The organism is Streptomyces sp. NPDC003943, assembly GCF_053605265.1.
The window spans coordinates 21,387-43,525 of record NZ_JBSGIW010000011.1; the positions used below are offsets into that span (position 1 = coordinate 21,387).

Consider the following 22,139-nt stretch of genomic DNA (forward strand, 5'->3'; position numbering starts at 1 on the left):
CGGTCACCGGGACGACGTCAACGTCTCGCGCTCGACGCCCAGTTCGCGTACGAGCGCGTCGTCGACCCACTCCAGCATCCGGGCGCGCCCGAGCGGCCCCTTGTACGAGATGGTCTGCACGGCCAGGCCGTCGAGCAGCGCCGTGATCCGCCAGGCCGCGTCCTCGGGGCTGTCGCAGACGAACTCGCCGGCCGCCACGCCCTCCGCGATGACCTCGGCGAGCGCGGCCTTCCACTGCCGGTCGAGGTCGTGCGTCACCTTGCGCAGCTCGGGTTCGCGCAGGGCGGCCGCCCAGCCCTCGATCCACAGCCGCCAGCCCTTGGCCTGCCCGGTCGGCGCGTACCAGCGCACCGCGGACCGCAGCCGGCGCGCGGCGCCCAGGCGCGGTCTGCCCAGGATCTTCCGCAGGTGGGCGAGGTCGGCCTCGGCGGCGTGCGCGAAGGCCGCGGAGACGAGGAGTTCCTTGGTGGAGAAGTGATAGAGCACCAGGGAGCTGCTCACGCCGAGGACCGAGGCGACGTCCGCGATGCGCACGTTGCCGATGCCCCGGGCCTCGATCTGCTCCACCGCGACGCGCAGGATCTCCTCGCGCCGCTCCTCCACGCTCAACCGCACTCTGGCCACGGCTTCACCCTACACAGCTCTTGACAGTGCCGTGTGGCCGGGCTCACAGTGCTGACCACCGATCCGCTACTGACTGGCTGTTCAGTCAGTCCCATCAGCTTCGTCAGTCGAGTCAGTCGAGTCAGTCGAGTCAGCTCAGTCACCCAAGTCACCTGAGTCAGCTCGGTCGCGTGTCGGTGCGTCCCCGTGCAGCGTCCGTACGACCCCCTCCCCGTGCCGCCGTACCGCCGTAGGAGTCCGCCCGTGACCCAAGCACCCGTTTCCGCCGGCCGAGCAGACGAGCCCAGGCCCGCCGCCGGAGCCCCCGACGGCTCCCCCGACCTCTCCGAGGGCTGGGACGAACAGCGCGGCAGGCTCCGCAAGGAGCTGCGCCGCTTCGACGTCCTGCTGTTCCTCATCTGCACGCTCGTCGGACTCGACACGATCGGCTCGGTCGCCGCGCAGGGCCCGCAGGGCCTGACCTGGATGGCGATCCTCGCCGTGCTCTTCTTCCTCCCGTACGGACTCCTCGTCGCCGAGCTCGGCTCCGCCTTCCCCGTCCAGGGCGGCCCGTACGTGTGGACCCGGCTCGCCTTCGGCCGGCTCACCGCCGGGCTCAACCAGATCCTCTACTGGGTCTCCAACCCGGTCTGGGTGGGCGGCAGCCTCTGCATCATCGCCCTCACCACCTGGGAGGAGTTCTTCACCCCGCTGCCCGGCCTGTGGAAGTACGCGGCCGGGCTCGTCTTCATCTGGGGCGGCGCGCTCGCCGTCGTGCAGTCGGTCCGGGTCGGCAAGTGGGTGCCCATCGCGGGCGCCGTCGCCCGGATCGTGCTCCTCGGCTTCTTCCTCGTCTCGGTCGTCGTCTACGCCGTCCGCAACGGCCTGCACGCCCTGCCCGCCGCCGAGTTCACGCCCACCTACGCCGGCTTCGTCGCCCTCGTCCCCGTCCTCATCTTCAACTACGTCGGCTTCGAGCTGCCCAGCTCCGCCGCCGAGGAGATGCGCAACCCGCGCCGCGACATCCCGCTCGCGATCCTCCGCTCCGGCCTCGCGTCCCTGCTGCTCTACGGCGGCCCGATCCTCGGCATCATGTTCGTGCTGCCCGCGGACCGGATCGGCAGCCTCGGCGGCTTCATCGACGCGTGCAAGGCCGTCTTCACCGTCTACGGAGGCTCCATCGCCGCCGACGGCACGGTGACCCTCACCGGCGCGGGCGCCGTCTTCGGCGGCATCGCCGCCGCCGGCCTGATCATCGGCCTGCTCACCTCCGGCGTCACCTGGGCCATGGGTGCCCACCGTGCCCAGGCCGTGGCCTGCGCCGACGGCGCCGGACCCGCCTGGCTCGGCCAGATCTCCGAGAGGCACGGCACCCCGGTTCGGGTCAACCTGCTGTCGGCCGTCCTCGCCTCGATCCTCCTCGTGGTCGCGCTCAACCTCACCGGGGGCGACGGCGAGAAGTACTTCGCGGCGGGCCTCGGCCTGACAATCAGCACCACCTTCATCTCCTACGTCATCACCTTCCCCAGCCTGATCGCGCTGCGCCGCAAGTACCCCGACACCCCGCGCCCGTACGCCGTCCCCGGCGGCCGCCCCGGCCTCTGGACGGTCACTGCCCTCGCCACCGGCCTCGTCGCCTTCACCGTCGTCGTCCTCGTCTGGCCCGGCTTCGGCGTCGGCTGGTTCGGCACCGACGGCTCACCGGCCGACTCCCTCCCGGCGGCCTTCGCGGGCGAGCGCGCCGCCTACACGCTGAGTCAGGTCGTGCCGCTCCTGATCATCGCGGCGATCGGCCTCGCGTTCTACGCCCTGGGCGCGAAGACCCGGCGTACGAAGACCTGACGCCGGGCATCGCCGCGCCGGCAGGACGGCCGGGGGACACCGGGACCACCCGGTGCCCCCCGGCCGCGGCGCGCGGCGGGCGAGACGTTCCCTCAGGCACGGGCCCGCACTCGTCGACGAGCACGGTCGGCTCCGAGAGGAAGGGGTCCGGGGCGACGGGGCCGTACGCGATGTCGAAGGACTACCGGCTTCCGGCGGAGCCGGGGCGTGACTCCTGCACCGTGCTGTTCCCGACCCGGACCTCCTCCTGCGACCCGCGGAGAGCCCGAAGGGGCGGCCCCGTCCGGGGCCGCCCCTTCTCCGCCGGACAGGCCCTAGCCGGCCGCCCCTCGTCCGTAGACCTGCTTGCCCAGCCACTGCCCGCCGTCCACCGTCAGGCACTCGCCCGTCAGGTACGAGGCCCGGTCGCCGAGGAGGAACAGGGACGCGTCCGCGATCTCCGCCGGGTCGGCGAAGCGGCCCGCCGGGACCGTGGCGAGGACCTCTTCGCGGGCCTCGGGGGTGGCCCAGAGGGCGGCGCCGGCGCCCGCCGTCTCGGTGGGCCCGGGGGCGATGCAGTTGAGGCGGATGCCGAGCGGGGCGAGCTCGACCGCGAGGGTGCGGGTCATGGCCAGGACGCCGGCCTTCGCGGCGGCCGAGTGGACGGTGCCGGGGTGACCGTGCCAGGCGTAGCTGGCGATGACGGAGAGGATCGAGCCGCCCGTGCCCTGCTCGCGCAGCCGGCGGGCGACGGCGCGGGTGCAGTAGTACGAGCCGTTGAGGACGATGTCGACGACCGCGCGCCAGCCGTTCGGCGAGAGGTCGATGCCGGGGACGACGAAGTTGCCGGCCGCGTTGTTGACCAGGCCGTCGACCCTGCCGAACCGTTCGACCGCCGCGGCCACCAGCGCGTCCACCGCCTCCGGGTCCCGCACGTCCGTCGGGACCGCGAGGGCCTCGCCGCCGGCCTTCGCGGCGAGCGCGACGGTCTCGTCGAGGCGTTCCGGGGTGCGGCCGGCGACGGCGACGCGGGCGCCCGCCCCGGTCAGGGCGAGCGCGACGGCCCGGCCGATGCCGCTGCCGCCGCCGGTCACGATGAACGTCCGCCCGTCGAAGCGGGTCGTGTCGGGACCGGTCATGACAGCACTCCATGGGCGTCGAGGGCGACCGCGCCGCCCGGGTGGACCAGCAGGGGATTGACCTCGAGCTCGGAGAACTCGGGATGCTCGACCGCGGCCCGCGCCAGCGCGCACAGGGCGTCCGCCGCGGCGTCCAGGTCGACGGCGGGCGCCCCGCGCCAGCCGGTGAGCAGCGGCGCGTGGCGCAGCGAGAGCAGCAGCGCGCGGGCGCGGGCCGGGGTCAGCGGCGCGAGGGCGAGCGCGGTGTCGGCGAGCAGCTCGGCGGTCACCCCGCCGATGCCGACCATGGCGACGGGCCCGAACGCCGGGTCGTGGCGCACGCCGGCGATCAGCTCGACCGCGTGCGGATGGACGGCCATCGCCTCCACCGCGTAACGGGTCGCACCGGTGGCGGCCCGCATCCGCGCGAACGCGGCCCGCAGTCCGGCCTCGTCGGCGATGCCCAGGGCGACCCCGCCCGCCTCGGTCTTGTGGGCGAGGCCCATCGCCTTGAGGGCCAGCGGGTAGCCCGTCCGGTCCCGGGCCACCTCGGCCGCCTCGTCCGCGGTGGAGACGAACCCGGCGGCGGGGAAGGCGAGTCCGTACGAGGAGAGCAGCATGCGCGTCGACTCGTAACCACCGTCGGAGACGGGCGTGACGGACGGGATGGGCGCGGCGGCTGTCCGGGCCGTCGGCAGGCTCGGCGGCGCCTCCGGGACGGTCCGTCCGAGCCGGGCCACGTGGGCGAGCGCCGTCGCCGCCTGCTCGATTCGCTCGTAGACGGCCACGCCCTCCTCGCGCAGCACCCGCAGCGCCGGGGTGTCCCGCGCCATCGTGTGCACCACCAGCAGGCGTCCCGACGTCCGCCCCGCGTCCGCCAGCTCCCTGGCGACCGCGCACTCCTGCTCGGCCTGATCGGGGTTGGCGGTGGCGTAGTCGCCGAAGTAGCCGGTGAGCAGCGTGACATCCGTGTCCCCGCCGTCGAGCAACGCCCGCGCGATCCGGGCGTAGTTGTGGAGATCCGCCTCGCCGGCCCCGGCGAGGTCGACGGGATTCCCGCAGCCGGCCCGCCCGGGCAGCCGTGCCCCGACGGCGGTCCGCGTCGCCTCGCCGAGCACCGGCACGTCCAGGCCCCGGGCGACGAGAGCGTCGGCCGCGAGGGCGCCCTGCCCGCCGCTGTCACCGACGACCGCGACCCGCCACGGGCGCGCGGCCCGGAGGCGGGCGCCCTCGGACGACAGCAGCAGGGCCGCGTCCACGAGTTCACCCGCCGACTCGACGAGCAGCGCTCCCGCGTCCCGGCACACCGCCTCCACCACCGCCCGCGCGCTCACCAGCGCGCCCGTGTGCGAGGCGGCGGCGCGGCCGGAGGCTTCGCTGCGGCCCAGGGTGAGGAGCAGGACGGGCTTGCCGGCCGCGCGGGCGGCGGCCAGCGTACGGGCCAGGCGGCGCCCGTCGCGGAAGTCCTCCACGTACGCGGCGAGCACCCGGGTCGCGTCGTGCGCGACGAGCGAGGCGAGCGCGTCGGCCGCGTCGATGTCACGCTGGTTGCCGAGCGACACGAAGCGCGAGAAGCCCTGCCCGGCGCGGCCGAGCAGCCGGCCGATCTCCAGGGCGAGATTGCCGCTCTGCGACACCAGACCCACCGAACCGGCCGGGAAGTCGCCCCAGCTGAGCCGGAGTTCGCTCGTCGTGTCGACGACACCCATGCAGTTGGGGCCGAGCAGCCGCCCGCCCCGCGCGGTGACGAGCGCCGCCAGCTCCCGCTCCTCCGCGGCGCCGCTGCCGCCGGAGGTGATCACCGTGAAGCAGCGCGCCCCGGCCGCGAGCCCGTCGACGACCACCGACCGCACCTGCCGCGGCGGCACCGCGACCACGATGTGCTCGGGCGCCGTCGGCAGCGCCCCGAGGTCCGGCAGGAACGGCACGCCGTCCAGGCCGCCGCCCCGCCGGTTGACCAGATGGACCGAGCGCCGGGCCCGTCCGGCGAGCGCGCCGGACGCCAGCCAGTACCCCCACTTGGCCGGGTTCGCGGAGGCCCCGACGACAGCGACCGAGCGCGGGTCGAAGAGCGCGCCCAGGAGATCCGGTGCACCCGGGGAATCCAGCGCTCCCAGGGAATCCGACGTTCCTAGGGGATCCGGCGTGCCCAGGGAATCCGCGGCGCCCAGGGCATCCGGGGTGCTCGGGTGGTCCGCCGCCGCTCTCACGCGTACCAGCCGAAGCGCTCGGCGATCACCGGCAGCCGGTCCGCGACGAGACCGTGCGCGGCGGCCCGTGGCGTGGTCCCCTCGCGCTCGGCCCGCTCCAGGACCTGCTCGACGAGCGCGCGCATAGAGCGCCTGATGTGGGCGAACGCCTGCTCGGCGTCGGCCTCGATGTCACCGAAGAGGGTCCACCACCACCAGGCGTTGGTGGCCGAGTTGACGACGACGTCCGGCAGCACACCGATGCCGCGCGCGGCCAGCAGCTCCTCCGCGTCCGGCAGGACCGGCATGTTGGCCGCCTCGACGACCCAACGGGCCTTGATCCGCGCCTGGTTGGCGGAGTCGATCGCGTACGAGACGGCCGCCGGGACGAGCACCTCGGCGTCCGCCGACAGCCAGGCGTCGCCCGGCAGCTCGTGGTCGCCCGCCCGCAGGGCCGTACGGTCCACCGTCCCGTACGCGTCCCGCGCGGCCAGGAGCGCCTCCACGTCCAGGCCGTCCGGATGCGCGATCGTCCCCTTCACGTCGGCGACCGCCACGACCCTGAGCCCGGCCCGCGCCAGGAAGCGGGCGGTCGCCCCGCCCATCGTCCCGAAGCCCTGCACCGCCACCCGCGTCCCCGCGTGCGGCACCCCGGCCCGGTCGAGCGCGGTCAGCACCGACTCGGCGACCCCGCAGCCGCCCGCCAGCTCGTCGAGCCCGATGCCGTCGACGTCCACCGCGAACGCGTCGGCGAGCCGGCGCCGGGCCGCGACCTCGTCGTCGAGCAGCGGATAGACCGCCTGGATCGAGGAGACCAGCCCCGCCTCGGCGGCGGCCCGGTCGACCAGGTCCTGGGTGAGGCCGAGGTCCTCGCCGGTGGTCCAGAAACGCTCGATGTGCGGGCGCATCGCGCGCAGATAGCGGACCAGCACGCCGTACGCCGCGGGGTCGCGCGGATCGCAGTCGATGCCGCCCTTGGCGCCGCCCAGCGGGATGTAGCGGCCCGCCGGGTCGTAGTGCAGGGCCTCCTTCATCGTCATGCCTCGGGCCAGACCGGCTACCTCGTCGAGCGTGCAGCCCGCGCGCATCCGCAGCCCGCCGCTGGACACCCCGCGCACCAGCCGGTCGACGACGAGGAAGCCGTGGCGACCGGTGACGTGGTCCGTCCAGGTGAGGGAGATGAGAGGGGAGTTGGGGGTGGGTGTCGTCATCGGGGTGACTCCTCGGGAACGGTGACGATGGTGGGGCCGGGGGTGGCGAGGGCCCGGGCGAGGGCCTCGGCGAGCTCGTCCGGCGAGCGGACCGCGGTGCCCTGGCCGCCGTACGCGCGGGCGAGCGCCGGCAGGTCCACGGCCGGCAGGTCGACGGCCGTGGGCCGGTCGCCGCGTGCCGTCATCTCCTCGCGGATCTCGCCGTAGCCGCCGTTGTCGAAGACCACGACCGGCAGCGGCAGGCCCAGTTGCGCGGCGGTCGCGAGCTCCTGCACGGAGAACTGCAGACCGCCGTCGCCGCTGAGCGCGACGACCTGCCGCCCGGGGTACGCGGTCTTGGCACCGATCGCGGCGGGCAGCGCGTAGCCGAGCGTGCCGAATCCGGTCGGGTGGAGGTAGCGGGCCTCCGGGCCGAGCGGCAGATGGGGGAGTGCTCCGTAGTAGCAGCACTGGGCGCTGTCGGAGGTGACGACCGCGTCCTCCGCCAGGACGCGGCGCATCGCCCGCAGATACGGCAGCCACCGCGCGTCCCGGCCGCGGGTCTCGTCGTCGCGGGTGCCGCGGAGCCGGGCGACCTCACCGGCCGCATCCGGGCCGTCCGAGCCCGCCGCCTCCGGGGTTGCCGTGTCCGAGATCGTCGCGTCCGGCGCGGCCGTGTCCGGGGCTGCCCCGCGAGGGGGCGCCGGGGTCGCCGCGGCTGATGCCCTCGCGTCCGAGGCCGCGACGTCCCTCACGACGTCCGCGAACACGCCCGTCCCGCCCGCCACGCTCGTCTCGCCCGCCGCGCCCCTCTCGTCCGCCCCGCGCGGCCGCAGCTCGGCGAGCAGCGCGCCGAGCACCGCCCGCGCGTCGCCCACCAGGGGCACGTCCGCCGGCAGGCCCGCGTACATCTGTGCCGGGTCGATGTCGACCCGCAGCAGCGCGCCGGCCAGGACGGGCAGCGGGCTCCAGATGTCGGACTCGGCCAGCTCGGTGCCGACGGCGAGGACGACGTCCCGGTCCGCGAGCCACTTCTGCACGGCCGGACTGTGCAGCGAGACGCCGAGCGACAGCGGGTGCCGCTCGTCGACGACGCCCTTGCCGTTGGCCGTCGTGACCACGGGCGCGCCGAGGGTCTCGGCGAGCGTCCGGCACTCCGGGCCCGCCGTCCGCGCCCCGCCGCCGAGGACCAGCGCGGGCCGCCGGGCGGTGCGCAGGGCGGCGGCCGCCGCCTCCAGTGCGGCCGGGTCCGGGCGCGACGGGCCGGCGGGCGGCGCGAGCCGGACCGGGCCGGCGGGCTCCACGGCCTCCAGGAGATCCAGCGGCACCTCGATGTGCGCGGGCCGCGGCCGCCCCGTACGGAAGAGGGTGAAGGCCCGGGCGACCGCCGCGCCGATCTCGTCGACCGACGACACCCGGTGGCTGAAGGCGGCGACACCGCGCAGCGCCTCGGTCTGGCTGCGCATCTCGTGCAGCAGCCCGGTGGACTGGCGGGGGTGGCGCAGCGGCATGCCGGGGGAGACGACGAGCAGCGGCACGCTGTCGGAGTGGGCCTGGCCGACGGCGGCCGCGATGTTGAGGAGCGCGGGTCCGGTGGTGGTGATCGCGACGCCGGGCCGCCCGGACGCGCGGGCATAGCCGTCGGCCGCGTATCCCGCGCCCTGTTCGTGACGTGGCGTCACATGCCGTATGCCGTAGGTCCGGAGGTGGCGGTAGACCTCCAGGTTGTGGGTGCCGGGGATGCCGAAGGCGTCGGTCACCCCGTGCGCGGCGAGCGCGCGGACGAGCGCCTCCCCGCCGGTGAGGCTCGCGCCGTCGAGAGGGGCCATCACAGCCCCCGGGAGATGACGAGCCGCATGATGTCCGAGGTGCCCTCCTCGATCTCCTCCAGCTTGGCGTCCCGCATCCACTGCTCGACCGGGTACTCGCGCGAGTAGCCCCAGCCGCCGAGCGTCTGGACCGCCGCCCAGGTGCAGTACGCGGCGGTCTCCGAGGCCGTCAGCTTGGCCATGGCGGCCTCGGTCGTGGCGGCCAGGCCCGCGTCGAGGCGCTTGGCGGCGCGCCAGGTCATCAGCCGGGCCTGCTCGATGCGGGTGCGCATGTCGGCGAGCCGGAAGGCGACCGCCTGGTGCTCGATGATCGGCTTGCCGAACTGCTGCCGGGTGCGGGCGTAGTCACGGGCGTACTCGTAGGCGGCCCGGGCCACGCCGGTCGCGGCGGCGCCGAGCACGGTGCGCGAGATGTCGAAGGTCCGCATCAGGCCGGCGAAGCCCTGGCCCTCGGCGCCGAGCCGGTTCTCCTCGGGCACGAAGGCGTCGGCGAAGAAGATCTCCCGGCAGACGATGGCGCGCTGCCCCATCTTCCGCATCGGCTCGCCGAAGGCGACGCCGGGCGTGTCCTTGCGCAGCAGGAAGGCGGTCACGCCCCGCGAGCGCTGCGCGGGGTCGGTCTTGGCGAAGACGACGTACAGCTCGGCCTCGCCGGCGTTGGAGATCCACGCCTTCTGGCCGTTGAGCAGATAGCCGCCGTCGGCGCGGGTCGCGGTGGTGACGATGGACGCGGCGTCGGAGCCGGCCCCGGGCTCGGTGGTGGCGAGCGCGGTCATCGGCGTGTCGGCGCCGGTCAGCGGGGTGAGCCAGGTGCGCTTCTGCTCCTCGGTGCCGAGTTCGAGGAGCGGGTCGGCGAAGAAGCCGTTGGAGCAGAGCAGGTTCCCGATGCCGAGGTCGCCGACGCACAGCTCCTCCTGCACCAGGCACTGCGTGAACACGTCGGTGAACCCGCCGCCCCCGTACTCCTCCGGCAGCATGAAGCCGGTGATCCCGACCTTGGCCGCCTTCTGCCACAGGTCCCACGGCGTCTCGACGTCGGCCTCGTCCACGGCGCGCGCCCGCGGGCGGATCTCCTCGCGCGCGAAGGTCCGGGTGAGCTCGACGATGCCCCGCTGTTCGGGGGTGAACGGAACCAGCTCGGTGGGGAGGTCGGACATGGTGCCTCCATGCGGGGATGAGCGCCTCTACTGACTGAACCATCAGTCAGTATCGGGAGCCCGGAGCGGCGCTGTCAACGAGGCGGACGGGGGGCATGCGGCGGGGCCGGTGCCGGGGCATCCCCCCGGCACCGGCCCCGGTGCTCCGTGTGCTTGCGGCAGTCGGTTCAGCAGGCGCCGAGGTCCTGCCAGACACCCCACTCGCCGGTCGTGCCGGGCTCCTCGCCCAGCGTCCACCACTTGGCCTTCCAGGTGTGGCCGTTGTGGGAGACCTGCTGGCCGCCCGTGTAGACCGTGGTCCTGGACCACGGGGCGGCGGTGCACTGGTGGCCGCTGCCGCCGGTGACCGTCAGCGTGTACGTGGCGGTGTGCGCGGCCGAGGGGCCGGAGCCGGTGACCGTGATCTGGTACGTCCCGGAGACCGCCGCCGTGGTGGTGGCGAGCGAGAGCGTCGAGGAGCCGCCCGCCGTGACCGAGGCCGGGCTGAAGGAGGCGGTGACGCCCGCGGGCAGGCCGCTCACCGAGAGGCTCACCGACTGGGCCGCGCCCGAGGTGACCGCCGTACCGATGGTGGTGGTGGCCGTGCCGCCCGCCGTCACGGTGCCCGAGGCGGGGCCGGCGGTCAGCGAGAAGTCGTCGGCCGGTGCGGTCGTGCCGCTCGTGAAGGGGGCGAAGACATGGCTGAAGTCCCAGGTGTTCTGCGCGATGCCGGAGCAGTTGTCGGCGGCCGCGCCGCCCGCGCAGCCGCCGTTGTCGCGCTGCAGCGCCCAGAAGGACAGGGTGTTGATGCCCTTGGAGACGGCCCAGTCGTACACCGTGCGCGCGTTGGCCAGGGTGAAGGTCTCGGCCGGGCCGAAGTCGTCGACGCCGATCATCTCGGTGACGCCGACCATGCCCCACAGCTGGGCGGAGGTCTTGGCCGGGTACAGCTTGGCGAGCTGGTTGTAGAGCCCCGTGGCCGCGGTCTGGGTGTCCTTGGCCATGTCGTGCGCGGCGTTGTCGTAGTAGTCGAACGTCATGAGGTTCACGACGTCGACCCGCGCGCCGTTGCTCACGGCGTTCTTCACGACGTTGAGCCCGCTCGCGGCGAGGCCCGTGGTCGTGGTCGGCAGGGTGTACGAGATCTCCAGCTTGCGCCCGGCGGCGGCCGCCCGGTCCTGGAGGATCTTGACGGCCTTGTTGCGGCGGTCGATGCCGGCGCTGTTGTCCAGCGAGTCGACCTCGATGTCCATGTCGAGCCGGCTCACGTCGTAGGTCGTGAGCACCTTCTCGTAGGCGTCGGCGATCTGGTTCACGTCCGTGCAGCTGTCCGCGATCTCGGTGCCCGTGGTGTCCGCGGTGTAGCCGCCGAACGACGGGATCACGTCGCCGCCGCGGCCCTGCATCGTCTTGATGTCGTTGCCGAAGACCGCGGAGGAGACCGGCATGCCGGTGTCGCCGTTCCAGTACGGCGTGCACGAACCCTTCGTGGCGGTCTGCAGGAACGCCATCGTGAGGTGCTTGGTGCCGGAGGCGGCGGCGAGGGCGGCGGGGCTCTCGCCGGTCCACGCCTCGAAGTACGGGGCGAACACCCGTGACGGCAGCGGGGTCGCCGCCTGGGCGGTGCCGCCGCCCAGCGCGGTCAGGCCGGCCGCGGCGACGGCGGTGGTGACGGCCGCGATGACCGCGCGCAGGGAGCGCGTGCGTCTCATGTCAGTCCCAGGGGTGTGAGGGGTCGGGTGGTGGGGTCGGTAAGGAGATAACGGCGCGCCGCGCGGCGGGTCAATGGTCTGGACCAAGCGAGAGGTAGACCGCCTGCCGCCCGCCGCCGCCGTTTCCCCTGCCCATGGCGACGATGATTGGCATAGACCAATTCCCGGGATTTTTACCGTTCTTGACCCGTCGTCGGGGGGTGCCGGCCGGGTCGGGACGCAGGCTCGGAAAGTTCTTCGGCGATTTCTGTTATCCGGTGACCGCCCGGCGATCTCCCAGTCGTAGGGCATCGGCAACAGGCGGGACGAACAGGATGAAGCAGGGCATGACGGCGGCGACGGGGACGGTGACCATGGTCGGTACGGAGCTGGTGAGGGCCGCGCAGAACGGCGACCCGGCGGCGCGGGACCGGCTCGTCGCCGCCCATCTGCCGCTCGTCTACAACATCGTGGGCCGGGCGATGAACGGACACCACGACGTCGACGACGTCGTGCAGGAGACCATGCTGCGCGCCCTCGACGGGCTCGGCACCCTGCGCGCCCCGGACAGCTTCCGCTCCTGGCTCGTCGCCATCGCCATGAACACGCTCCGCGCCCACTGGCAGCGCAGCGGCACCGGCCACCCCACCGGCGCCCTCGACGACGCCCGCCACCTCGCCCAGCCGGGCGCCGACTTCGTCGAACTCACCGTGGCCCGGCTTCAGCTGTCCGGCCAGCGCCGCGAGACCGCCGAGGCCACCCGCTGGATGGAACCCGAGGACAGCGCCCTGCTGTCCCTGTGGTGGCTGGAATGCGCCGGTGAACTCGGCCGCCACGAGGTCGCCGCCGCCCTGGAACTGACCCCGGAGCACACCGCCGTCCGCGTGCAGCGGATGAAGGAGCGCCTGGAGACCGCCCGGATCGTGGTGCGCGCCCTGTCCGCCGACCCCCTGTGCCCCACCCTGCGCTCCGGGCTCGGCGCCTGGGACGGCCACCCCTCGGCGCTGTGGCGCAAGCGCATAGCCCGCCACGCCCGCACCTGCCCGCACTGCGCCGGACTCTGGCACGGCCTCGTCCCCGCCGAGGGGCTGCTCGCCGGACTGCTGCTCGTGCCCCCGGCGGCCCTGCTGCTCGCCGGCGTCCGCGACAGCGCCGGCCTCGGCCTCGCCGCCGCCTCCACCCCGGCGTCCGCCTCAGCCTCCGCGTCCGTGCCCGCGCCCCGCACCGGTGGGGCCCGGCACGCCGCCGGACCGGGACCGCGCGGCGCCCGCCGCAAGGCGGAGCAGCGCCGCCGCGGCCGCCGGCGCGCCGTCGCCGCCGCGGGCCTCGCCGTGGTGGCCGTCACCGGCGGCGCCTTCCACCTGTTCAGCGGCTCCGGCGACGGCGCCGCGGACCCCGACGAGGTGACCCAGGCGTCCACCCCGGACACCGCCACGCTCCCGGCGAGCCCCACCCCCTCCGTCGAACCGACCAGGAGCACGACCCCGAGCGCGACGCCCAGTCCGACGACGAGCCACCGGCCCAAGCCCTCCCCGACCCGGACGGCGCCCAAGCCCGCCCCGCCCCGGCCGCGGCCCCCGCGCCCCACCACCGCGGCGCCCACCACCCCGGCCCCCACCTCCCCGACCGAGTCGGGCCAGGTGATCGACCTGGTCAACGCCGAGCGGGCGAAAGCGGGTTGCGGGCCGGTCACCGAGAACGCCCTGCTGACCCGGGCCGCGCAGGGCCACTCCGACGACATGGCCGCGCGCGACTTCTTCGACCACACCAACCCGGACGGCGACGGCCCCGGCGAACGCGTCACCGCGACCGGCTACCGCTGGTCGACGTACGGCGAGAACATCGCCATGGGCCAGCGCACCCCGGCCGAGGTGATGGATTCCTGGATGAACAGCCCCGGCCACCGCGCCAACATCCTGAACTGCTCGTTCCGCGAGATCGGCATCGGCCTCCACTCGGCCGGCGGCCCCTACTGGACCCAGGTCTTCGGCGCGCAGTGACGCCGGACCTGCGGGTGTGCGCGGCGGCCCGTGTCCGGCCGTCCCCCATGGGGCCGGGCACCGGCCGCCGTCACCACGTCCTCACGACACCCGGTGCAGCCAGCCGTAGGTGTCCTCGCTCCTGCCGTACTGGATGCCGAGCACCCGCTCGCGCAGCGCCGACGTCCGCTCGCCCGGCTTGCCGTCGCCGATCGTGAGCGCGAAGCCCTCGCCGTTGATCCCGGTGATCGGGGTGATCACGGCGGCGGTGCCCGCGGCGAACATCTCCGTCACGGTGCCGTCGGTGATGCCGGCACTCAACTCCTTGAAGTTGACGGGCCGTTCGACCGGCGTCAGGCCGAACTCGTGGGCGAGCGCCAGGACGGAGTCGCGGGTCACGCCCTCCAGGATGGTGCCGAGCGCCGGTGTGATCAGCTCGCCCTGCGAGGTGACCAGGAACAGGTTCATGGTCCCGGACTCCTCGATGCAGCCGTCGTCGCCCGTGCTGTCCAGGTAGAGCACCTGGTCGCAGCCGTGCTCCTGGGCCTCGGTCTGGGCGGCGAGGCTCGACGCGTAGTTGCCGCCGCACTTCGCGGCGCCCGTGCCGCCCTTGGCCGCGCGCGTGTAGGTGGTGCTGACCCAGAGGGTGATGCCGGCCGCGCCCGAGGCGAAGTACGCCTGAGCCGGGCAGGCGATGACCGAGTAGACGACGCGCTCGGCCGGCCGGACGCCGAGGAACGCCTCCGCGGCGAACATGAACGGGCGGAGGTAGAGGCTCTCCTCGCCCGCCGACCCCGGCACCCACGCCTCGTCCGCGCGCACCAGCGCCTCGATGCTCGCCAGGAAGTCCTCGGCGGGCAGCTCGGGCAGCCCCATGCGCTCCGCGGACCGCGCGAAGCGGCGCGCGTTGAGCTCGGGCCGGAACAGCCAGACGCTGCCGTCGGCGTGCCGGTACGCCTTCAGGCCCTCGAATATCTCCTGCGCGTAGTGCAGCACGGCCGCGCTCGGATGCAGCGAGAACGGCTTCAGCGCGCCGACCCCGCGCTCGTGCCACCCCGCCTCCGGCGTCCAGACGGCCGAGGCCATGTGGTCGGTGAAGTGCCGGCCGAAGCCGGGCGCGGCCAGCACGGCCTCGCGCTCGGCGTCGGGGACCGGACGGTCGGTGCGCACCAGCGGGTATGCGGGATTCAACGTCGAACTCTCCTTGTTCACGAACGGGTCGGCCGGCGGCGCCCCGGGCCGCCGGCCGCGGTCCGTGACGCACCGGAGGAATCCTGCCTCAATGCCGCCCGCGGGGACACGGGAGCCGACTCCCGTCAGTCGGTGCGGGCGAGGGCGTCGCGGGCCGCCTCCTCCGCCTTCGCCCGGTCCTCGGGCACGAGTCCGACGCGGGTGCGGCGGTCGAGGAGGTCGCCGGTGTCGAGCGCGCCCTCGTGGCGGACGGCCCACACCAACTCGGCGCCGGTCACCGGGTGTCCGGGCGCGACCGGCTCGGCGAGCGCGGGGTCGGCGAGGCCGAGGGCGTGCACGGCCGGCGCCTCGGAGCCGTAACGGTGCACCAGCCGCGCCGGGGCTTCGAGCCGGGCGAGCGTCTCGGGCCGGGCGGCTCCGACCAGCGGCAGCGACGCGGTGCGGCACGGGCCGGCGGAGAGCCCGCTCGCGGCCACGGCGGCGTCGACGGCGTCCTGCGCCATGCGCCGGTACGTGGTCAGCTTGCCGCCGACGACCGTGACGACGCCGTCGGGCGAGGTGAGCACGGCGTGCTTGCGCGAGATGTCGGCGGTGCGGCCGCCCTGGCCGCTCGTGTCGAGCAGCGGGCGCAGACCGGCGAACGCCCCGACCACGTCGGCGCGCCGGACGGTGACGTCGAGCGCGGAGCCGAGCACGTCGAGGAGGAAACCGATGTCGGTCTCCGGTACCTCCGGCACGTCCGGGATGTCGCCGTCGACCGGCTCGTCGGTGAGGCCCACGTACACCCGTCCGTCGCCCTGGGGCAGGACCAGCACGAAGCGGTTGCTCTCGCCGGGGATCGGGATGTGCAGCCCGGCGGAGAGGCGGCCGAGGTCCTCGGAGCGCAGCACGAGATGGGTGCCGCGGGAGGGGCGCAGCCGGATGTCGTCGACGAGGCCGCCCGCCCACACCCCGGCCGCGTTGATGACGGTGCGGGCGCGGAGGGTCAGTTCCTGGCCGGTGGTCTCGTCCCGGACCAGCGCACCGTCGCGGTGGAGTTCCAGGGCGCGGGTGCGGGTGAGGACGTGCGCGCCGTGGGCGGCCGCGGTGCGGGCGATCGCGGTCACCAGACGCGCGTCGTCGGCGAGCCGGCCGTCCCAGGAGAGCAGTCCGCCGCGCAGTCCGGTGGGACGCAGGGCCGGGGCGAGGTGCCGGGTCTCGACGGCGGAGAGCGTACGCGGCTGCGGCAGCGTGCGGCGCGAGGTGCGGGCGGCGACCCGCAGCATGTCGCCCGCGAGGAAACCGGCCCGGGCGAGAGCGGCCTGGGCGCGGCTGACCAGCGGGGTCAGCGGCAGCACGAAGGGCTGGGCGCGGACCAGATGGGGGGCCGTGCGCTCCATGAGGATGCCGCGCTCGACCGCGCTCTCGTGGGCGACGTCGAGCTGCCCGGTGGCGAGGTAGCGCAGTCCGCCGTGGACCAGCTTGGAGCTCCAGCGGGAGGTGCCGAAGGCGAGGTCGTGGGCGTCGATCGCGGCCACGGAGAGCCCGCGGGCCGCCGCGTCGAGGGCGGCTCCGGCTCCGGTGGCGCCGAGGCCGACGACCAGCACGTCGACTCGCGCACCGTCCGCCAGCCGGTCCAGCTCGCGGCGGCGCCGCCCGGCGTTCAGTGAGGAGCCGGGACGGGCGGGGGAGGGGGCGGGGCTGCTCGTGGGGTTCATGGGGTGAGGGTCCTCTCCAGCAGGGTGCGCAGCTCGTCCAGGAAGGCGGCTTCGCTCAGTTCGGGATCGGTCTCGTCGGTCATGGTGCGCAGCGAGAGCGTGAAGGACTGGACGACGAGCAGCAGCGACCGGGCCTGCAGCTCCGTGCGGCCGCGCCGGACGGAGCCGTCCTCGTGGCCCTGGTCGAGCGCCGCGGCGATGAGCTCCAGGAGGGCCTCCTGGCTGGCTCCCCGCCGGTCGAGGACGTACGGAAGCAGCAGCTCGGGGTCGACGTCGAGGATCTTGTGGAACAGCGGATGGGCGCGGAACGCGGCGGCTCCCGCGACCAGTCCGGCGACGAGCCGGGCGCGTACCGGCCGCGGGTCGTCGGCCGGCGGCATGGCACCGGCCGCCACCGCGATCCACTCCCGGGTCATCAGGTCGCCGACCAGGCTGTTCACGTCGGGCCAGCGGCGGTAGATCGTCATCCGGGACACGCCCGCGCGCCGGGCGACGTCGGTGAGCGTGGTGCGGCGTACACCGACGGCGAGCACGCAGTCGCGGGCGGCGTCGAGTACGGAATCTGCGTCCGAGGCGTTGTGACGAATGGGCGTCATCTGTCACAGTGTAATGGCAGGACGGGCCGAACGGCAGCGCCGATCCGGAACCAGACCCTGAGACAGCCCCGAACCAGACCCTGAACAGCACCGACCGTGCACAGCACCGTGAAGGAACTTCGAAGTGGACATGTTGTGGAGCGGCTGGGGCGACCCGGCCAAGGCGGCCCCGCTGCCCGACGCGGTGACCGGCCTGCTGCGGGACCTGCTCGGCGTCACCCCGCGCGAGAACGGCCCGGCCGGCCTCGCCGACATCGAACCGCCCGCCCCGGCCCTCACCGACGCGGCCCGCACCGCCCTGTCGGCGGCCCTCGCCGCGCCGGACGCCCTGCGCGAGGACGCCGAGAGCCGCATCCGGCACACCCGCGGCAAGTCCACCCCCGACCTGCTGCGCATCCGCGCCGGCGAGGTCACCGACACCCCCGCCGCCGTCGTGCTCCCCGGCAGCCACGACGAGGTCCTGGCCGTGCTGCGCGCCTGCGCCGACCACGGCCTCGCCGCCGTCCCGTTCGGCGGCGGCACCTCCGTCGTCGGCGGCCTCGCGCCCACCACCGAGCGGCCCTTCGTCGCGCTCGACCTGCGCCGCCTCGACCAGCTCCTCGCCGTCGACGAGGAGTCCCGCACCGCCACCCTGCAGCCCGGACTGCGCGGCCCGCAGTGCGAGGCGCTGCTCAACGAGCGGGGCTGGACCCTCGGCCACTTCCCGCAGTCCTTCGAGTGGGCGTCCGTCGGCGGCTTCGCCGCGGCCCGCTCCAGCGGCCAGGCGTCCGCCGGCTACGGACGCTTCGACGAGATGGTCCTCGCCCTCACCGTCGCCACCCCCGAAGGCACCCTGGAGACCGGGCGCGCCCCGCGCTCCGCGGCCGGCCCCGACCTGCGCCAGCTGATCCTCGGCTCCGAGGGCGCCCTCGGCGTGATCACCGCCGTGACCGTGCGCATCCGCCCCCTTCCGGCCAGGCGGATCTACGAGGGCTGGCGCTTCGACGACTTCGCCGCCGGCACCGCCGCCCTGCGCCGCCTCGCCCAGGACGGCCCCCGGCCCACCGTGCTGCGCCTGTCCGACGAGTCGGAGACCTTCATCGGCCTGGCCCAGCCGGACGCCATCGGCAGCACCGAACTCCCGCAGAACCCGGGCTGCATGGCGATCGTCGGCTACGAGGGCACCGAGGCCGAGACCGCGGCCCGCCGCGCCGCCGCCCGCGAGGTGCTGCTCGCCTCCGGCGGCGAGTGCCTCGGCGAGGAGCCCGGCGACAAGTGGGAGCACGGCCGCTACAACGCGCCCTACCTGCGCGACGCACTCCTCGACGCCGGCGCCTTCGCCGAGACGCTGGAGACGGCCGCCTTCTGGTCCGCGATCCCCGGCCTCTACACGGCCGTGCGCGACGCGCTGACCGGCACGCTCACCGCGGCCGGCACCCCGCCGCTCGTCATGTGCCACATCTCGCACACCTACGAGAACGGCGCCTCGCTCTACTTCACCGTCGTCTCCGCCCAGGGCGAGGACGCCGTCGCGCACTGGGCCCCGGTCAAGCAGGCCGCCAACGACGCGATCCTGGCCGCCGGCGGCACCATCAGCCACCACCACGGCGTCGGCACCGACCACCGCGACTGGTACGCCCGGGAGATCGGGCCGCTCGGCATCCGTATGCTCCAGGCGGTGAAGGCCGAGGTCGACCCGTCCGGCGTGCTCAGCCCCGGAGTCCTCATCCCCGTCCGCTGAACCGCCGGCCGACCCGGCGGAACCCGAACCGCCTGCGGCCGACCGCCGGCCGCCCGCCCGCCTGATTCCCGCTCCTGCCGTCCCTCTCCCGCCGTCCGGAGGCATGCTCCATGCGACAGTTCACCGCCGTCGTCAACCCCACCGCAGGGGGTTCCAGCGGCACGGCGGGCCTGCTCCCGCTGGCCCGGCTGCTGCGGGAGGCGGGCGCACGGCTCGACACCGTCTACAGCCGCAGCCTGGAGCACGCCCAGGAGCTCGCCCATGAGGCCGGCGCGCGCGGCCATGTCGTCCTCGCCGTCGGCGGCGACGGCATGGCCGGCCGCATCGGCGGCTCGCTCAGCGGCACGGACACCGTCTTCGGCCTGGTCCCGGCCGGCCGCGGCAACGACTTCGCCCGCGCCCTCGGACTGCCCACCGACGCCCCGGGGCTCGCCGAGGTCCTGCTCCACGGCGAACCGCGGGCCGTCGACACCATCGAGGTCGAGTCCGCGGCGCACCCGCGGACATGCGTCCTCGGCAGCGTCTACGCGGGCGTCGACGCGGTCGCCAACCGCCACGCCAACGACTCCCGGCTGCTGCGCGGCGCCGCCTCGTACTACGCCGGCGGGCTGCGCGCCGTCCTCGGCTGGCGGCCCGCCGCGTACCGCGTCACCGTCGACGGCGCCCGCCACGAGCGCACGGGCTACACCGTGATCGCCGCCAACTCCGGCTTCTACGGCTTCGGCCGCAAGATCGCCCCCGGCGCCCGTGTCGACGACGGCCTGCTCGACGTCGTCGTGATCAACGAGGCGCCCAAGCACCTCTTCTTCGCCATGATGAACGAGCTCAAGACCGGCGCCCACGTCCACCGCCCCCAGGTCGAGATCCTGCGCGGCAGGGAGATCCGCATCGAGGCCGACCGTCCCCTCCCGTACGGCGCCGACGGCGAGGTCGACGCGACGCTCCCGGTGACCCTGCGGGTGCGGCCCGCCGCGCTCAACGTGCTGGCCTGACCGCCGGCACGGTCACAGGTCCACGAGCTCCCCTTCGTGTCATCGGGCGGGGAGGCCTTCTTCAGGGGCGCCTCGGCAGGTAGTACGGGCGGTTGTGCGCGGCCACCGGTGGCGACTGGTACGTCCAGGCGCCGGCGGCCGGCACGTCGTCACCGAGCAAGGCGCCGACGTCGCGGCCGAGGTCGTCGTCCGGGGCGTGCACCGACAGGCGGGTACGGCCGGCGTGCCCGGGGGCGGACAGGTCGTACCAGCGGTAGGGCTGGTAGACGTTCATGGGTCCGGCGAGCAGGCGGCCCTCGCGGTCGGTTCCGTACCCGGTGACCGGCGCGGAGTTGGCCGCCACGGCGGCGAGGCCGTCGAGCCTCGCCATGAGGTCGAGCAGCGGGGTGTCGCCCTGCTCGAGGGTGTCGTCCGGGCCGATCGCCGCGGCCCTGCACCGCACGGTCCAGGTGTCGCCCGCCGGTCCGTTGAGGGACGGCAGGCCGACCTCGAACCAGCCCGGGTACTTCGGTTCCGCGTACAGCTCGCGCCCGGCCAGGATCGCGAACGGGTTGTCGCACACGACATGGATCCGGGCGATGCCGAGCAGCTTCGTCTGGTCCCAGCCCTGCGCGTACTGGGCGTAGGTCAGGCGTGGCAGCCGCTCCTCCTCCGCGGTCGGGAAGGCGACGACGTTGAACTCGATCTCCTGCGTGATGCCGCCGCCGAACGCGTACTGCGCGAAGTACAGCTGATAGTTGAGCGAGACCAGCGCCCGCCCGTCGTCGAACACGGCCGCCGTCAGATCCGGGTGGTGCTTGGCGAGCAGCTCGCGGACCGGGCCCGGGGCGACGAGCCAGTCGATGCCGATCTGATGCAACGCCCCGTAATGGAAGGGCAGTTGGAAAGGCTCGGCTACGGGCGGCAGGGGCAGTGGGGTCATGCGGAGGCTCCCGGGTGGGACGGAGTGGGCGAGTCGACGGAGACGGGGCGGTCACGGGCCGCGAGGTCGGCCTCTATGCGTTCGGCGCTGCGCAGGGCGAGCGCGGCCATGGTCAGGGTCGGATTGGCGGTGGCGACCGAGGGCATGCTGCCGCAGCCGACCGCGTACAGACCGGGGTGGTCCCAGCACCTCTGCCAGGCGTCCACCACCGACGTGACGGGGGAGCCGCCCATGAGGTGGGTGCCGGCGGCGTGGCCCGCCCCGCGATAGCCGTACGTACGACCACGGTGCTCGAACCGGCCCGGCCAGGCCGCCACCGGCACGTAGTCCGTGTGGTCCTCGGCGTCGAGCAGGGCGAAGATCTGCTCCGACACCGCCCTGGCCGCCGCCATGCCCTCCTTCACGTGCTCGTCCAGGTCGTACGTGACGAGCGGGCGCGGCAGGCCGAGGGCGTCGCGCTCGGTCGGGTGGAGGGTGACCCGGTTCGCGGGGTCGGCGCCCTGCTCCATCTCGAACTGCAAGGCGAACTGGCGGCGGATCCGGTCCCCGACGGCGTGCCGCAACTCCCTTCCGAACAGGCCGCGTTCGCTGAGGAAGTGATCCACGTCCGTGTCGACGGGCCCCTTCGCCCAGATCCAGCCCCACGTCCCGAACTCGATCCGGAACGGTGCCCGCAGCCGCCGCCCCGGTCCGGCCCGGAAGCCCTCGAAGCCGGAGACGGAGCCGGGGCCCCGGTAGGGCCCGGTGTCCTCCGGCAGCAGTCCCCAGGTCAGCAGGACCGGATGGTCCATCAGGTTGCGGCCCACCTGGCCGCTGCGGCCGGCCAGCCCGGAGAGCAGCAGCAGCCGGGCGTTCTCGACGGCGTGCGCGGCGAGTACCACGACATCGGCGCGTGCGACGGACACCTCCCCGTCGTACGAGCGGTACTCCACGCCCGTCGCCCGGCCGCGCCCGTCGACGAGGACCCGGCTCACCACGGACCGGTCCCGGAGCGTGACCGAGGTGCTCCACCGCCCCTGGGTCTTGAGCGGGGTGTACTTCGCGTACGAGGGGCAGTGCGGGATGCAGGTCGCGCTGCCCACGCACCGGCTGTCCGGGTCCGGCCGCCCGTGCCGCCCGCGCGGAACGTAGCCGCGGCCGCCGTCGTAGCGCGGGTCCGGAACGCCGTTGCGCGCGTGCGGAGTGCCGACCACCCGCAGCTCGACCTCGCCCGGGGCGACGGGGTCCTTGACGCGCCGCCCGTCGAGCCGGGCCGCGAGGAGGCGGTCAAGACGGGCGGCCGGCAGCGGCCGCATGGGGAAGACGTAGTCGTCGGGGAAGGGCAGGCCGACGTGCTCGCGCTGCTCGTCGGCGTCGGCGGCCACCCCCAACTCCCGCTCCGCGGCGCGGTAGTGGGGCTCCAGTCGTCATAGGTGAGCGGCCACCGCCGCCCGTACCCGAAGGACTCGGTGTCGAAGTCCTCCGG

General features: G+C 74.5%; 16 protein-coding genes. 4 read left to right on the forward strand and 12 right to left on the reverse strand.

Features of this window, described 5'->3' with window-relative positions:
* Nucleotides 1–3 precede the first annotated feature (3 nt).
* Entirely contained in the window at nt 4–624 is a 621-nt protein-coding gene (locus ACWEV0_RS07060) for a TetR/AcrR family transcriptional regulator (protein WP_453147186.1), read from the reverse strand.
* Between the two features lie 243 nt (nt 625–867).
* Here ACWEV0_RS07060 and ACWEV0_RS07065 point away from each other — a divergent pair, with 243 nt between their 5' ends.
* The gene (locus tag ACWEV0_RS07065; protein ID WP_453147188.1) at nt 868–2,445 is read left to right on the forward strand and encodes an APC family permease; all 1,578 of its coding nucleotides are present in this window, start codon (nt 868–870) and stop codon (nt 2,443–2,445) included.
* 314 nt (nt 2,446–2,759) lie between these two features.
* On the opposite strand, the gene ACWEV0_RS07070 is transcribed toward ACWEV0_RS07065, so the two are convergent.
* The 6 genes from ACWEV0_RS07070 to ACWEV0_RS07095 form a co-directional block, all read right to left on the reverse strand.
* Nucleotides 2,760–3,563: a glucose 1-dehydrogenase gene (locus tag ACWEV0_RS07070; RefSeq protein WP_453147190.1), complete on the reverse strand. Its 804-nt coding sequence runs from the start codon at nt 3,561–3,563 to the stop codon at nt 2,760–2,762.
* The gene (locus tag ACWEV0_RS07075; protein WP_453147192.1) at nt 3,560–5,752 is read right to left on the reverse strand and encodes an acetate--CoA ligase family protein; all 2,193 of its coding nucleotides are present in this window, start codon (nt 5,750–5,752) and stop codon (nt 3,560–3,562) included. Before ACWEV0_RS07075 ends, ACWEV0_RS07070 begins: the two co-directional genes overlap by 4 nt.
* Nucleotides 5,749–6,942 (reverse strand): Glu/Leu/Phe/Val dehydrogenase dimerization domain-containing protein, encoded by a 1,194-nt coding sequence (locus tag ACWEV0_RS07080; RefSeq protein WP_453147194.1) that lies wholly within the window; start codon nt 6,940–6,942, stop codon nt 5,749–5,751. Before ACWEV0_RS07080 ends, ACWEV0_RS07075 begins: the two co-directional genes overlap by 4 nt.
* Nucleotides 6,939–8,750 (reverse strand): thiamine pyrophosphate-binding protein, encoded by a 1,812-nt coding sequence (locus tag ACWEV0_RS07085; protein ID WP_453147196.1) that lies wholly within the window; start codon nt 8,748–8,750, stop codon nt 6,939–6,941. The genes ACWEV0_RS07080 and ACWEV0_RS07085 overlap by 4 nt, the downstream gene beginning before the upstream one ends.
* On the reverse strand, nt 8,750–9,907 hold the full coding sequence (locus tag ACWEV0_RS07090; protein WP_453147198.1) for an acyl-CoA dehydrogenase family protein: 1,158 nt from the start codon (nt 9,905–9,907) through the stop codon (nt 8,750–8,752). Before ACWEV0_RS07090 ends, ACWEV0_RS07085 begins: the two co-directional genes overlap by 1 nt.
* 167 nt (nt 9,908–10,074) lie before the next feature.
* Nucleotides 10,075–11,598, reverse strand: a complete 1,524-nt coding sequence (locus ACWEV0_RS07095) for a glycosyl hydrolase family 18 protein (RefSeq protein ID WP_453147200.1) — start codon at nt 11,596–11,598, stop codon at nt 10,075–10,077.
* A 326-nt stretch (nt 11,599–11,924) separates the two neighbouring features.
* Between ACWEV0_RS07095 and ACWEV0_RS07100 the strand changes: the two genes are divergently transcribed.
* Nucleotides 11,925–13,577: a sigma-70 family RNA polymerase sigma factor gene (locus ACWEV0_RS07100; RefSeq protein ID WP_453147202.1), complete on the forward strand. Its 1,653-nt coding sequence runs from the start codon at nt 11,925–11,927 to the stop codon at nt 13,575–13,577.
* An 81-nt stretch (nt 13,578–13,658) separates the two neighbouring features.
* Here ACWEV0_RS07100 and ACWEV0_RS07105 read toward each other — a convergent pair whose 3' ends face one another.
* The 3 genes from ACWEV0_RS07105 to ACWEV0_RS07115 all read right to left on the reverse strand — a co-directional run bounded on the left by ACWEV0_RS07105 (nt 13,659) and on the right by ACWEV0_RS07115 (nt 17,040).
* The gene (locus ACWEV0_RS07105) at nt 13,659–14,747 is read right to left on the reverse strand and encodes a branched-chain amino acid aminotransferase (protein WP_453147204.1); all 1,089 of its coding nucleotides are present in this window, start codon (nt 14,745–14,747) and stop codon (nt 13,659–13,661) included.
* Between the two features lie 125 nt (nt 14,748–14,872).
* On the reverse strand, nt 14,873–16,444 hold the full coding sequence (locus ACWEV0_RS07110; RefSeq protein ID WP_453147206.1) for a glycerol-3-phosphate dehydrogenase/oxidase: 1,572 nt from the start codon (nt 16,442–16,444) through the stop codon (nt 14,873–14,875).
* The gene (locus tag ACWEV0_RS07115) at nt 16,441–17,040 is read right to left on the reverse strand and encodes a TetR/AcrR family transcriptional regulator (RefSeq protein WP_453147208.1); all 600 of its coding nucleotides are present in this window, start codon (nt 17,038–17,040) and stop codon (nt 16,441–16,443) included. The genes ACWEV0_RS07110 and ACWEV0_RS07115 overlap by 4 nt, the downstream gene beginning before the upstream one ends.
* Before the next feature lie 124 nt (nt 17,041–17,164).
* Between ACWEV0_RS07115 and ACWEV0_RS07120 the strand changes: the two genes are divergently transcribed.
* Both ACWEV0_RS07120 and ACWEV0_RS07125 read left to right on the forward strand, forming a co-directional pair.
* Nucleotides 17,165–18,760: an FAD-binding oxidoreductase gene (locus ACWEV0_RS07120; protein WP_453147210.1), complete on the forward strand. Its 1,596-nt coding sequence runs from the start codon at nt 17,165–17,167 to the stop codon at nt 18,758–18,760.
* A gap of 110 nt (nt 18,761–18,870) precedes the next feature.
* Nucleotides 18,871–19,752 carry a diacylglycerol/lipid kinase family protein gene (locus ACWEV0_RS07125; RefSeq protein WP_453147212.1) on the forward strand — a complete coding sequence of 294 codons (882 nt, stop codon included), beginning with the start codon at nt 18,871–18,873 and terminating at the stop codon, nt 19,750–19,752.
* A gap of 61 nt (nt 19,753–19,813) precedes the next feature.
* Here the strand turns inward: ACWEV0_RS07125 and ACWEV0_RS07130 are convergent, their stop codons facing one another.
* Nucleotides 19,814–20,674 carry a hypothetical protein gene (locus tag ACWEV0_RS07130; protein ID WP_453147214.1) on the reverse strand — a complete coding sequence of 287 codons (861 nt, stop codon included), beginning with the start codon at nt 20,672–20,674 and terminating at the stop codon, nt 19,814–19,816.
* Entirely contained in the window at nt 20,671–22,038 is a 1,368-nt protein-coding gene (locus tag ACWEV0_RS07135) for a GMC oxidoreductase (RefSeq protein WP_453147216.1), read from the reverse strand. Before ACWEV0_RS07135 ends, ACWEV0_RS07130 begins: the two co-directional genes overlap by 4 nt.
* Nucleotides 22,039–22,139: the final 101 nt, after the last annotated feature.

What these genes read in the sequence shown, in the direction of transcription:
- ACWEV0_RS07070 (WP_453147190.1), bottom strand. Translation starts at nt 3,563, where the DNA reads ATGACCGGTCCCGACACGACCCGCTTCGACGGGCGGACGTTCATCGTG.
- ACWEV0_RS07080 (WP_453147194.1), bottom strand. Translation starts at nt 6,942, where the DNA reads ATGACGACACCCACCCCCAACTCCCCTCTCATCTCCCTCACCTGGACG.
- ACWEV0_RS07085 (WP_453147196.1), bottom strand. Translation starts at nt 8,750, where the DNA reads ATGGCCCCTCTCGACGGCGCGAGCCTCACCGGCGGGGAGGCGCTCGTC.
- ACWEV0_RS07090 (WP_453147198.1), bottom strand. Translation starts at nt 9,907, where the DNA reads ATGTCCGACCTCCCCACCGAGCTGGTTCCGTTCACCCCCGAACAGCGG.
- ACWEV0_RS07095 (WP_453147200.1), bottom strand. Translation starts at nt 11,598, where the DNA reads ATGAGACGCACGCGCTCCCTGCGCGCGGTCATCGCGGCCGTCACCACC.
- ACWEV0_RS07100 (WP_453147202.1), top strand. Translation starts at nt 11,925, where the DNA reads ATGACGGCGGCGACGGGGACGGTGACCATGGTCGGTACGGAGCTGGTG.
- ACWEV0_RS07110 (WP_453147206.1), bottom strand. Translation starts at nt 16,444, where the DNA reads ATGAACCCCACGAGCAGCCCCGCCCCCTCCCCCGCCCGTCCCGGCTCC.
- ACWEV0_RS07115 (WP_453147208.1), bottom strand. Translation starts at nt 17,040, where the DNA reads ATGACGCCCATTCGTCACAACGCCTCGGACGCAGATTCCGTACTCGAC.
- ACWEV0_RS07125 (WP_453147212.1), top strand. Translation starts at nt 18,871, where the DNA reads ATGCGACAGTTCACCGCCGTCGTCAACCCCACCGCAGGGGGTTCCAGC.
- ACWEV0_RS07130 (WP_453147214.1), bottom strand. Translation starts at nt 20,674, where the DNA reads ATGACCCCACTGCCCCTGCCGCCCGTAGCCGAGCCTTTCCAACTGCCC.